Here is a 12,361-nt window from a genome sequence, read left to right as displayed (position 1 = left end):
GTAGAGTCTCGAAAAAATCAGTCAGGCCAAGAATAGGCGAACACAGCGCGCGTGCTCGCCCGAGAGAGCTTATCGCAACAGATCGATGCGTAAGCCAGAGCCGTCGACACTGCCGGTTTCCATCCGCGCCGCGCGCACGCCCTGATTGATCAGGGCCTGACGCCAGGCCTCGGCTTTCGGCCCGGAGACCGTCACGCGCAACGTCGTATCGAGATTAAGACCACGGGAAATCAGGCGTAGCCAGGTGTCATCCGGATCATTCACGCGATCAGGGAAATCAAGTTCACCGGTGCTTTTCAGTTGGCGCAGTAGAGTCGCCGACGTCGGCAGCAACTCACCCAGTGGCGCAACGGCCTCGAACTGTTCGACATGCAGGTAGGCTTTGCGATTGCCGCGGGTAATGCTGTAAAGCGCCACCAGCGTGTTGTCCTTCGGTGCCGCCAGCCTCAGCAACAGATAGGCCTGTTGCTCGTCAGCCCCGTACAACTTGGAATTACCGAACACCTCGTTGGCCCACAGGCTGCTTTCGCCGCAGTCCCGAGCCTGACACCAGAACAGCAACTCGGCGTCCTGCTTTTGCAGGGCTTCGCGGGCGGCGGTGAAGGCTTCGGTGGCGGAATGTTCGGGCGGCAACTCGTAGGTCACCGAAGTAGTCTGGCCACGGGCAGTCACCTGACCGTCGAAACGCAATTGGCCACTGATCTTGCGGATCGCGCCCAGCGGGTAGATCCGCTCCAGTTCCATCGGCGGGCGATAGTCGACGATTTGCGCATCGGCCAGACGCGGCACGATCTGCAGATCCTGACTGCCCGGCACATCGGCGGCGAACGAAACGGAACTGAAACAGCACAGTGCCAGCAGACTGAGTGATCGCTTGGTCAGGCTCATCGGATCGGCATGGCTTGGCGGTTCGGGGTCGTAGCGGTATAGAAATCCATCGTGGTTGTCTCCCATTTCAACCCGCCCAGCCTCGACAGTTGCCCGCGGCAAGTCAAGGAATGGCGAAGAAGCGATTGAAACAGTCTGCGACAAGATCCGCGCCGGCCTCATCGTTCAGGTGCAAATGGTGCCCACCTGCCAGCTGTTCCCGGCTAAAGGGTAGACGCTCCAGCAGTTCAGAGTGTTTGGCCAGCATGCCGTCGGCGGCGACGATCAGTTGCGCCGGGCAAGTGATGCGCTGAACGAAGGCCATGGCCTGCTCCTGGGTCAGGCGCAGCGGTGATGGCAGGGTCAGGCGGTTGTCGGTCCGCCAGGTGTAACCCCCGGGCACCGGCATCAAGCCGCGCTGAGCCAACAACTCGGCGGCTTCACGACTGACCGCCACCAGGCCTTTCATCCGCGCTTCGATGGCGCGGTCGAGGGTGTTGTAGACCGGTTTGCGCTTCTCGCGCAGATCCAGCTGTGCCTGCAGAGCCATGCCCATGCGCTCGGCAGCGTTTTCGCCTTTATCTGTAGGAGGAATCACCCCATCGATCAACGCCAGATGCGTGATCCGCTCGGGCAACGATCCCGCCAGCACCAGCGAGACAATCGCACCCATCGAGTGCCCGAGCAGGCCGAAACGCGTCCAGCCCAGTTGCTCGGCGACTTGCAGCACATCATGCGCGTAGTCCCACAGCGCATAGCCAGCGCCATTGGGCCGATGCCCGGAGTGCCCGTGCCCGGCCATGTCCAGCGCAATGATGCGCAAGCCTTTGAGCTTCGGAGCCAGCCGCGCAAAGCTGTTGGCATTGTCGAGCCAGCCATGCAGGGCGATCACCGGCAAGCCGTCCTCGGGGCCGAACAAATGCGCCGCCAGTTCGATATGCGGCAGGCTCAGGCGCACTTCTTCGAAAACAGGGCTCATGCGCAATCCTTGTCCTGACGGGATTCCCAGCGGGTGAACAGGTTTTTCAGCAACCGTGCGGTGTCTTGCGGGCGCTCAAGGGGAAACATGTGCCCGCCGGGCATGCTCAGCGCCTCACCTTGTGGCATGCGCGACACGAAACGGGTGTGATGGCGCATGACCACGTTGCTTTTGTGCCCGCGCACCACCGCCAGCGGCACTTTCAATTGCCGGGTACGGCCTGGGCTTGTGTGCGGCACGCCGCGATAGATGCTGATCTCGGTGGCTGGGTCGAAACGCAGGCGCAGCTTGTCGCCCACCGGATGTAAACCGTGTTGCAGGTAAGCGTCGAAGCATTCCGGATCGAAACCGCGAAAAAGCGACTTGCCAGCGAAGTAACTGCGCGCACTGTCGAGGTCGGCAAACTCCTCACGGCGCCCCAGGGTGCGCCCGGCCGGGGTCAGCCTGTCGATGAAACCAAAGCGTTTGGCGGCGCGAATGACCCACTGATCACTGCGGGTCAGTACAGGGGAATCGAGCATCACCACACCGCGATACAACTCAGGGCAACGCAGCGCCGCGTGCAGGTGCAGAACGCCGCCAAATGAATGACCGACACCCCACACCGGTTGATCCTGCTGCTGCAAATGGTGGATCAACTCGTCGACCAGGTTGTACCAGTTGTCATCCGCCGGGAAACGCGGGTCATGCGCATGCTGTTGCAGATGCGCAACCCGATACTCGGGCGCCAGCGCCGCGAACAACTTGCCATAGGTGCCCGAAGGGAACCCGTTGGCGTGGGCGAAAAAGATAGGTTGCGACATACAGGCAAATCCATGAACGGGAAACGTGGCGTTGATTGTCCGCAAGACCACGTTCTGCGGCAATGACCGTAACTGCCAGGAATGATGACAGTCAGGTCAACGCCATGGGCAAATCGACAATTACCGTGCCGGCGGCTGCTCACCCAGCGGTACCACCGCCATGGTCAGGCGTGACACACAGCTGGCCTTGCCTTCATCACTGGTCAAACGGATATCCCAGACGTGCGTCGTACGGCCGATATGAATCGGCTTGGCCACCGCCGTCACCCGGCCACTGCGCAAGCCGCGCAGATGGTTGGCGTTGATCTCAAGCCCTACGCAGTAAAACTTGCTGGCATCGATGCACAGATAACTGGCCATCGAACCGACGGTTTCCGCCAGCACCACCGACGCGCCGCCATGCAGCAAGCCGTAAGGCTGATGAGTGCGATGGTCGATGACCATGCTCGCGGTCAGCGACTCTTCGTCGAACGCTTCAAAGCGAATATCCAGCACTTCGCCGATGGTGTTTTTCTGGATTGCGTTCAACTGCTCGATGTCGGGAGTGGTACGCCACAGGCTCATCGCAGACTTCCTTTGTTGTTTTGGTCGACGCTCAATCCTGCCACAGCACCGCCTCGCTACGCTCGCTCCATTCTTCGAAGCGGGCGCCGTAGGTGTCTTCGATAACGTTGCGCTTGATTTTCAGGGTCGGCGTGAGAAAGCCGTTTTCCACCGCCCAACTGTCCTTGACCACCACCAGTCGGCGCAGACGCTCGTGCTTGTCGAGCACGGCGTTGACCTCCTCCAGCAGTTTCTCCAGGCTCGAATGCAGACTCGCCCGGCCCTCCTCCTGATTGACCGTCGACAGCACACACAAACCCAACGGCGCACTCAAGCCATCACCGACCACACATACCTGTTCGATCCGCGAATGCACCGCCAGACGGTTTTCAATGGGTGCCGGAGCGACGTATTTGCCTTTGCTGGTCTTGAAGATTTCCTTGAGCCGACCGGTCAGGCGCAAACGTCCTTGGGCATCCTGTTCGCCCTTGTCGCCGGTACGCAGAAAGCCTTCCTCGGTCAGCGTCTCAGCGGTCTTCTGTGGTTCTTTGAAGTAGCCCAGCATGTTCGCCTGACTGCGCACCTGCACCTCGCCCGACTCGTCGATACGCACCTCGACATCCGGGCAGGGTTTGCCGATCCAGCCCTGCTTGTATTGGCCCGGCAGGCAGATGTGCGAATAACCGCAACTCTCGGTCATGCCGTAGACCTCCAGCACATCGAGGCCGAGTTTCTGATACCAGGTAAGCAAGGTCTGTGGCACCGGCGCCGCGCCGGACAAAGCGACGCGCAAGGCATCCAGACCCAACCCCGCCAGCACTTTGTGCCCTATCCGCTTGCCAATGAACGGCAGGCCAAGGAGAAAATCCAGACGCTTCGCCGGGATCTTGCTGTAGACGCCCATCTGAAATTTGGTCCAGATCCGTGGCACACCAAACATCGCGGTTGGCCGCGCGCGCTTGAGATCGGTGATGAAGGTGTCGAGGCTTTCGGCAAAGAACACTGTCTGCCCGGTGTAGATCGATGCCAGTTCAACGAACATGCGCTCGGCAACGTGGCACAGCGGCAGGTATGACAGCAGCCGGTCGTTCTCATTGAGCCCGAACAGCTGCGTGCCACGGGTCGTGGCGAAACCGAGATTGGCAAAGCTGTGCATTACGCCTTTGGGCAGGCCGGTGGTGCCGGAGGTATAGATGATCGTCGCCAGTTGTTCAGCGGCAGGACGCGGATCGTCCTGAATTGGCGAGCAACGCTGCAAGTCCGCCCAGTTGAAATCGAACTCGCCTGGTGGATGCAGCGGCAAGCTGATGGTCGGCAAATCGGCGGGCACGCCTTTCGCCATTCCGGGCCAGTCATCGAGTTTGCCGATAAACGCCAGCACGCTTTCCGAATGCTTGAGCACTTGGGCCACCGAGTCGGCGGTGAGATTGGGATACAGCGGCACCGAAACATGCCCGGCCATCCAGATGGCGAGGTCGGCGATGATCCAGTGTGCGCAGTTTTTCGAGATCAGGGCGATGTGGCTGCCGGGCGGCAACTCCCGCGCGCGCAGCCAGTACGCGGCGCACCGGGCCTGATGGCCGACGTCGGCCCAGGTCAGGGTCTCGACCTGCCCGCCACCGATGGGCTGTACGAGAAAGCGTTGGCGCGGATGCCGGGCCTCGCGTTCGTAAAACACGTCCAGCGGCAAACGGAATGCGGCAGACATGCGACTCGCTCCTGTTTTTTGGGTCTGGAGCAAGCGTAGTCAACCAAGCAAGTGCTTGGTTGGAAAATTCAAACAAATAATTTCATCGGATTTGCAGGCCTCATCGCTGGCGAGCCAGCTCCCACAGATTCAGTGTGATCTTTCAATTCAAGTTCACAAAAGATCCTGTGGAAGCTGGCTTGCCAGAGATGAAGGCGACTCGATCTCAGGGGTGCTTGAGGCTGTTGAGCTTCATCGAACCGATCAGCAACTCGCTGTGTTCCAGCTCAGCCAGGCCAGCGGTGCTGACCTTCTCCGGCGGATACCCGGCGCCATGCTGCAGATAGCTGAGCAGATTGCCCACCAAAGGGTTGTGGCTGACAAGTAGCACATTGCTCACCGACACCAGTTGTTCGGCCACCCGGTCCGGATCGACCTCCGGCGTCAACCAATCGACCGTACGGATCTCCGGTTCAAAAGCCAACGCCTCGCGAACAATCTGCGCGGTCTGTTGCGCGCGCAGATAGGGGCTGGCGTAGATCGCCGTCAGCGGCTGGCCGATCAGGCGAGCGGCGCTGCTCAAGGCTTCCTGGCGACCGTGATCAGTCAGTTCCCGCTCGGAGTCAGGACACGAGCCGTAAGGCACGGCCTCACCGTGACGCAACACCCAGAGCTTCATAGCTTGGGCTCCTCATCGCGGGCCGGGTGCGGTGCTGGCGGCACGGCGTGTGGCGCCTCACCTTCGGGCGTACGCGGCGTTGGCCAGTCGGCGAACGGCCACGGTTTCTGGTCGCTGTGGAAGCTGCCGAAGCGGCCGATCTGCGCCAGAAACTGGCTCAGACTGTCGCCGAAATTCATCAGGCTGGCGCTCGGGGCGCCGTAGATCAGTCTATATACAAGCTGCACCAGCACCACCGCGCCGAGGATGAACTGCGCCACCTGCCAGACCAATATGTAGACGATCATCCACAACACCCGCAGCAGGATGGATTCGTACTTGGCTTCGGTTTTCGGATCGTTCATGGCTCACTCCCTGCTGAATCAGTTGAAACCACTGGTGGAAATAAAGTCGACGTCGGTTTTCGGCTCGGCCCGCATCAGCAGACCGATGACCTGTTCCAGCGTGCGCCCCTCAAACAGGATCGCGTGCAGCCCGGCGACCAGCGGCATGTACACGCCCACCTCCTGGGATTTGGCCTTGAGCACTTTCAGGGTGTTGACCCCTTCGGCGACTTCACCGAGGCGCGACACCGCGTCCTCAAGACTCAGGCCCTGGCCCAGGGCGAAGCCGACCTGATAGTTGCGGCTCTTCGGCGACGAGCACGTCACGATCAAGTCGCCAACACCGGCCAGACCGAGGAAGGTCATCGGGTTGGCGCCCTGATTCACCGCAAACCGGGTCATTTCGGCCAAGGCGCGAGTGATCAGCATGCTCTTGGTGTTTTCGCCCATCTCCAGCGCCACCGCCATGCCGGCAATGATCGCGTAAACGTTTTTCAGCGCCCCGCCCAGCTCGACACCGAAACGATCAGCACTGGCGTACACGCGGAAGGTGCGGCCATGCAATGCGGCCTGCACCTGTTTGCACAGTTCTTCGTCTTCACTGGCGACCACCGTGGCGGTCAGCGCATGCTCGGCGATTTCCCGCGCAAGATTCGGTCCAGACAACACGCCGATGCGCGCTTGCGGGGCGATCTCTTCGAGGATCTGGCTCATCAGTTTGAAGGTGTGGGCTTCGATGCCTTTGGTCAGGCTGACCAGCATCTTGCCGCGCAAGCGCTCGGCGTGAGCCGCCAGCACCGTGCGCAAGGCACTGGACGGCAGCGCGACAAAGCACAAGTCGCAGGCGTCGAGGGTTTCCTGCAGGTCAGTGACGGCGGTCACCCCCGGCAGAATCTTGATGCCTTTGAGGTAACGCGGGTTTTCGCGATTGACCCGGATGGCCTCGGCCTGCTCGGGGTCACGCATCCACTGCCGGACTTGATGGCCGTTCTCGGCCAAAAGATTGGCCACGGCGGTTCCAAAACTTCCGCCTCCCAGGACCGCAATCGGGCGCTGTTCAGTCATATGCAATCCGTTAATCCATACCAGTGGCGATGCCGGCATTATACGGGGCGACCCGGTCGCGGCCAGCCCCCGCGTCAATTACCGACACTTGTAGGAAGAAGACCAATAAAACCTAGGAAAATGCCTCTAACGTGACTGGAAAAGTCGCTGCCCTCGGTTAACATGCGCGCCAATTCTTCGCTCTATAGGCTGTGTCGTGTTTTTTGCCGCTCTCCCACCGCGTTCCTCCCTGCTGCTCGCGCTGTTGTTCAGCCCGGTGTTGCAGGCGGACGACCTGTTCATGGACAGCGAAGCGCTGCCGCAGGTGTTGACCGCCACGCGTCTGAAGCAGACGCCCGCAGAAGTGCCGGGGAGCATGACCGTACTCGACAGCGAATTGATCAACGCCAGCGGTGCCCGCGACATCAGTGAACTGCTGCGGCTGGTGCCGGGGATGATGGTCGGCAACATCAGCGGCAATCAGGCGGCGGTCAATTACCACGGCACCAACGCCACCGAAGCGCGGCGCATGCAGGTGCTGATCGATGGCCGCTCGGTTTATCGCGCAGGCCTGGCGACGGTGGACTGGAGCGACATTCCGGTGGCCATCGAGGACATCGAGCGCATCGAAGTCTTTCGCGGCCCGAACACCGTCAGCTACGGCGCCAACGCACTGATGGCGGTGGTCAACATCATCACCCGCAACCCGGCGGACAGCCACGGCACGCGCCTGAAGTACACCCGTGGCCAACGCGGCATCAATGACTTCTATGCCAGCCAGGGCACCGGTTGGAATGGCGGCGATCTGCGCCTGTCGCTGTCCGGCCAGGAAGACGATGGTTTCGACCACGACCGCAGCGGTGCCGATTACCGTGACAGCCGCCGCTTGAACCGCTTCAGCCTCGCCGTCAGCCAGACCCTCAGCGACAACCAAAGCCTCGACTGGCAGGTCAACGCTAAGGATGGCACTAACCAGCGGCCCTACACGTACCGGCCGGTGTTCTCGGGGATTACCGCCGCCGGGAACAATTCCGACGTGGTGGCCAAGGACTACGCCGGCTCGGTGCGCTGGAATCTCGACATCAACCCGGAGCACAGCCTTTATATCCAGGGCTCGGCGCAGCATTGGGATCGTCAGCAAACCTGGCGTGCCTGCGACGCCGAGGTGTCGTTCAGCCCTGAGTTGACGCAACTGTGGCAGCTCAACCCGAATTACACCGAACGTCTGGCACGCAACATCACCCGCTTCACCGGCCCGGGCGCCGCCCCCGGTACGCCGCAGGAAATGGCGTTGGCCAACCGCGTGCTCGATCAATGGCGCAACGGCGCCAGCCAGACTCTGTGCGGCGAGATCGACCAGAGCGCCCGCGAATCGCGCTACGACCTCGAACTGCAAGACACCCTCAGCCTGTCCGACAGCGTGCGTCTGGTCAGCGGCATGAACTATCGTTACGACCGGGCTGATTCCGAGACTTACTTCAACGGCACGCTGGACGACACCACTTGGCGCGCGTTCGGCCAACTGGAATGGCGCGCCAGTGAACACTGGCTGTTGCAGGGCGGCGCGATGTTCGAAGACACGCAACTGATCGGCAGTTCGCTGACGCCACGCTTCGCGGTCAATTACCTGATCAATCCGCGCCACGGCCTGCGCGCGGTGTATTCGGAGGCGATTCGCTCGCCCGACATGTTCGAGAACAACGTCAACTGGAGCTACCAGGTCAGCAAGCTGCGGCCCTCGGCCTACGGCCAGTCTTCGGCGCGTTACTTCGTCAAGACTCGCGGCCCGGGCGATCTCGATCAGGAACACATGCGCTCGCGGGAGCTGGGCTACAACGGCTATTTCGCCGATCTGGGTCTGGCGCTCGACGTGAAGCTGTTCTACGACGAGATCACCGGGATGATCAGCGAACCGCTGCGCAACAACCAATACATCGCCAGCAACGCCAACAGCTCACGCTTTCGCGGCACCGAAACCCAACTCGACTGGCGCCTGAGCACCGTCGACCGCCTGCGTTTGACCTACGCCTACGTCGATGCCGAGGCGAGCAATCCGCTGGATCAGCAATTCACCGCCAGCAACAGCGGTTCCGCCGGCTGGCTGCGCGACTGGGGCCATGGCTGGAACAGTGCCCTCTTCTATTACGGCGACAATGCGCTCAACGGCTACCGCTTCGAGCGGGTCGACACGCGGATCGCCAAGCGCATTGCGCTGGGCAAGGCTCAAGTGCAATTGGCCGGCGTGCTGCAACAACGTCTCGACCATGAGCCGACCACTTTCGTCGACAACAATTACGACGAGCGCCGCGTGCTGTACTTCAGCGCCGAGCTGGAATTCTAAGGTGCGCTACGGCATGCCGCGCAAGACGCCAACTCTGGCTCAATGGCTGGCCGGGTTGTGTCTGTTTCTGACTGCGTGGCTGCACGGTGTGGCGGTGCAGGCCGCCGACATTCTGTTGACCGGCGCCGAAGAAAGCCCCGGTGTGCAAGCTTTCGTGCAGGCGCTGAGTGAGCTGCGCCCGACCGACACCGTCCGCTTCCAGCCACTGGCCAGCCTGCCGGCGCCGGGTAAATTGCCGGCCAGCCTGCGCCTGATCCTGCTCGATCTGCCGAGCCTCGACTGGCGCCTGCAAGAATCCCAGGGCCCGGCGACGCTGGTGTTGCGCATCAGTCGCCTGCAAGCCCGTCAACGTTTCGGCTCGGCTCAGCCATCCCGCTTGAGCCTGTTGTGGAGCGATCCACCGCTGGGCCGACAACTGCAATTGATCCGGCGAATCCTGCCGCAGGCGCGTCGAGTTGGCGTTTTGTTCGACCAGCACAGCGAGTTTCTCCTTAAAGAGCTGCATCTGGCGGCGCAGCCACTGAATCTGGAAATCGTCAGCCAGCGCTGGGACAACACCCACGACAGTCGCCCCTTGCAAACGGTGCTGAAAAACAGCGACGTGCTGCTGGGCCTCGACGATCCCGATCTGTACAACCCGAAAACCGCGAAAAACCTGCTGCTCAGCAGCTACTCACGACAATTGGCGCTGATCGGCCCGAACGCCGCGTTTGTCCGGGCCGGCAGCCTGGCCAGCACTTACAGCGACCAGAACGATTGGCTGAGTGTGCTCGACCATTTGCTCGACCAGCCACCCGCCAACTGGCCGCGCACGCTTTATCCCGCATCGTTCAAAGTCTCAAGTAATGCCCAGGTGGCTCGTTCTCTTGGAATCGAACCACTGAATGAAGCGTCTGTTGCCAGCGCGTTGGCTGAAGGAGAAAGCCGCCCATGAGTTTCCGTCGTCGTTGGGACATCAACACCCGCACCCAGCTGATCAGTCTGGGCCCCGCGCTGTTGCTGACCTTGCTGTTGATCAGTTTCTTTACCTTTGTGCGCATTCAGGATTTGCGCCAGGAGCTGAATCACACCGGCCAACTGATCGCCAACCAACTGGCGCCCGCCACCGAGTACGGGGTGATTTCCGGTAACAACGAAGTCCTCGAAAGCCTGCTCAAGGCCACGCTGGCGACGCCCAATGTGCGTTTTCTGGAAGTGCAGGACAGCGCCAACCGCATTCTGGTGTATGTCGAACAACCCGCGAACGCCCACAGCCGCCCGCATCAGGTCGAAGTGTTTCAGGCGCCGGTGCGCTTGCAACGGATTGCCTTGCAGAATGACTTCTTCCAGGACGCCAAAGTCAGCAATGGCGGGGCCAGCGAGGACTATCTGGGGCGGGTGATCGTCGGCCTGTCCAACGACGCCTTCAGCCAGCGTCAGCAGGAGATCCTTTTCAAGGCGGGGATTCTGGCGTTGTTCGCCCTGCTCTTCACTTTTGTTCTGGCGCGACGTCTGGCCGGCAGTCTCTCGCAGCCGATTCGCGATATCGGCAACGCGGTCAAGGCGATTCAGGACGGCGACTATAAAACCCCGCTGCCGATCGTCGATGACACCGAACTCGGCGCACTGTCGCAACACATCAACAACCTCGCCCAGGCGCTGGAACAGGCCAGCCGTGAACAGCAGCAGGCCATGGCGCAATTGATCCAGACCCGCGAAGAAGCGGAAAAGGCCAACAACGCCAAATCCGACTTTCTGGCGATGATGAGCCATGAATTGCGTACGCCCATGAACGGTGTGCTGGGCATGCTGCAATTACTCGAAACCACGGAGATGACCGAGGAGCAGATCGAATACGCCGCCCTCGCCTCCGAGTCCACCGAGCATCTGCTCAAGGTGATCAACGATATTCTCGACTTCTCGCGCATCGAGCGTTCGGAGCTGGAGCTTGAGCACATTCCGTTCAACCTCGCCGAACTGATCGGCGCCTGCGCGCAGTCGTTCCAGCACAGCGCGGTGCAACGTGGCCTGGCCCTCAATCTGCGGATTCCCGAGGACATGCGCGGTTTGCAGGTACAGGGCGATCCGACACGGATCCGGCAGATTCTGGTCAACCTGGTCGGCAATGCCCTGAAGTTCACCGAACAGGGCCGGGTCAGCATCGAGGCGCAATGGCAGTCGCTCGATCACGAGCTGCTGTGGTTCACCTGCTCGGTGCGCGACAGCGGCATCGGTATTTCGTCCGAGAGCCTGGAGTCGATGTTCAACGCATTCCAGCAAGCCGACAGCTCGATTTCGCGGCGCTACGGCGGCACCGGGCTCGGCCTGCCGATCGCCCGCACCCTCGCCGAACGCATGGGCGGCACCTTGCGTGCCCAGAGCGAGGAAGGTCGCGGCTCGGTATTCACCCTGGAAATTCCGTTGGCTCTTTATAAGCAGGCGTTGCCACAACTGGCCGCCCCCCGTGCGCTGAACGGCAATGGCCACGGCGAGGGGCGCAATGTGTTGCTGGTGGAAGACAACCCGGTCAACCAGACCGTGATTGAAGCAATGCTGCGCAGCCTGGGCTTTACTGTCAGTGTCGCCACCGACGGCGCGCAGGCAGTGCGCAGTGCCGAGGGCAATGATTTCGAAGTGATTTTGATGGACTGTCGTTTGCCGATCATCGATGGCTATGAGGCCACCCGGCAGATTCGCCAGCTGGCCGGGCGCAACGACGTGCCGATCATCGCGCTGACTGCCAATGCTTTGCAGGGAGACCGCGAAACCTGTCTGTCGGCAGGGATGAACGATTATCTGGCGAAGCCGTTCAAACGTAATGATCTGCAGCAGATTCTGCAGCGGTGGGTGTCGTAGTGATGGTCTTTCCACCATCTGCGACTGGCGTGAAAAGCGAAAGTGCGGCAGTCTTAGGCACCCGAATGAGCCTCAAAAGGGGCTTGAATAAAAATTTCAGTGCACAAGTGTACATTCATGTCCTTGGTGCTGTGACTTTCACCACAACGCAATAGTCTATGAGTAGGCTGCCGGTTCGAGGCATGAACGCTTCGAACGGGCGGGCAGATTTGGCCCGCCTGCCGCCGGGGAGGCGGGGGGAGCTCGCAGGAGCCCACCAT

The 12,361-nt window shown here is 61.1% G+C and carries 11 protein-coding genes; 3 read left to right on the top strand and 8 right to left on the bottom strand.

The window, feature by feature from the left end; translation table 11 throughout:
* Nucleotides 1–69 precede the first annotated feature (69 nt).
* The 8 genes from ACIONG_RS19810 to ACIONG_RS19775 form a co-directional block, all read right to left on the bottom strand.
* Nucleotides 70–888 carry a DUF4892 domain-containing protein gene (locus tag ACIONG_RS19810; RefSeq protein ID WP_103306859.1) on the bottom strand — a complete coding sequence of 273 codons (819 nt, stop codon included), beginning with the start codon at nucleotides 886–888 and terminating at the stop codon, nucleotides 70–72.
* Between the two features lie 103 nt (nucleotides 889–991).
* Complete coding sequence (locus ACIONG_RS19805; protein WP_103306860.1) at nucleotides 992–1,846, bottom strand: alpha/beta hydrolase; 855 nt, start codon at nucleotides 1,844–1,846, stop codon at nucleotides 992–994.
* Entirely contained in the window at nucleotides 1,843–2,649 is an 807-nt protein-coding gene (locus tag ACIONG_RS19800) for an alpha/beta fold hydrolase (RefSeq protein WP_103306861.1), read from the bottom strand. Before ACIONG_RS19800 ends, ACIONG_RS19805 begins: the two co-directional genes overlap by 4 nt.
* A 120-nt stretch (nucleotides 2,650–2,769) precedes the next feature.
* Nucleotides 2,770–3,213: a hotdog fold thioesterase gene (locus tag ACIONG_RS19795; protein ID WP_008087813.1), complete on the bottom strand. Its 444-nt coding sequence runs from the start codon at nucleotides 3,211–3,213 to the stop codon at nucleotides 2,770–2,772.
* A gap of 31 nt (nucleotides 3,214–3,244) precedes the next feature.
* Nucleotides 3,245–4,900 carry an AMP-binding protein gene (locus ACIONG_RS19790; protein ID WP_401302178.1) on the bottom strand — a complete coding sequence of 552 codons (1,656 nt, stop codon included), beginning with the start codon at nucleotides 4,898–4,900 and terminating at the stop codon, nucleotides 3,245–3,247.
* Between the two features lie 205 nt (nucleotides 4,901–5,105).
* Nucleotides 5,106–5,558 (bottom strand): phosphohistidine phosphatase SixA, encoded by a 453-nt coding sequence (gene sixA, locus ACIONG_RS19785; RefSeq protein ID WP_401302175.1) that lies wholly within the window; start codon nucleotides 5,556–5,558, stop codon nucleotides 5,106–5,108.
* Nucleotides 5,555–5,902, bottom strand: coding sequence for a DUF4389 domain-containing protein (locus ACIONG_RS19780; protein WP_315449124.1), 348 nt, complete (start codon nucleotides 5,900–5,902; stop codon nucleotides 5,555–5,557). Before ACIONG_RS19780 ends, sixA begins: the two co-directional genes overlap by 4 nt.
* 18 nt (nucleotides 5,903–5,920) lie before the next feature.
* Nucleotides 5,921–6,946 (bottom strand): NAD(P)H-dependent glycerol-3-phosphate dehydrogenase, encoded by a 1,026-nt coding sequence (locus ACIONG_RS19775; RefSeq protein WP_213026308.1) that lies wholly within the window; start codon nucleotides 6,944–6,946, stop codon nucleotides 5,921–5,923.
* A gap of 196 nt (nucleotides 6,947–7,142) precedes the next feature.
* Here ACIONG_RS19775 and ACIONG_RS19770 point away from each other — a divergent pair, with 196 nt between their 5' ends.
* From ACIONG_RS19770 to ACIONG_RS19760, 3 genes are read left to right on the top strand one after another with little or no spacing between them, the layout of a single operon-like run.
* Nucleotides 7,143–9,266 carry a TonB-dependent receptor plug domain-containing protein gene (locus ACIONG_RS19770; RefSeq protein ID WP_401302170.1) on the top strand — a complete coding sequence of 708 codons (2,124 nt, stop codon included), beginning with the start codon at nucleotides 7,143–7,145 and terminating at the stop codon, nucleotides 9,264–9,266.
* A 1-nt stretch (nucleotide 9,267) separates the two neighbouring features.
* Complete coding sequence (locus tag ACIONG_RS19765) at nucleotides 9,268–10,200, top strand: ABC transporter substrate-binding protein (protein ID WP_401302167.1); 933 nt, start codon at nucleotides 9,268–9,270, stop codon at nucleotides 10,198–10,200.
* Nucleotides 10,197–12,101, top strand: a complete 1,905-nt coding sequence (locus tag ACIONG_RS19760; protein ID WP_401302164.1) for a response regulator — start codon at nucleotides 10,197–10,199, stop codon at nucleotides 12,099–12,101. The genes ACIONG_RS19765 and ACIONG_RS19760 overlap by 4 nt, the downstream gene beginning before the upstream one ends.
* Nucleotides 12,102–12,361 lie beyond the last annotated feature (260 nt).

The sequence above is a fragment of the Pseudomonas sp. NPDC087817 genome, from assembly GCF_044742875.1.
In the GTDB taxonomy this organism is placed as follows: Bacteria; Pseudomonadota; Gammaproteobacteria; order Pseudomonadales; family Pseudomonadaceae; genus Aquipseudomonas.
The sequence above is the reverse complement of the archived record's forward strand: the minus strand, read 5'-3'. Positions and strand labels throughout refer to the sequence as shown.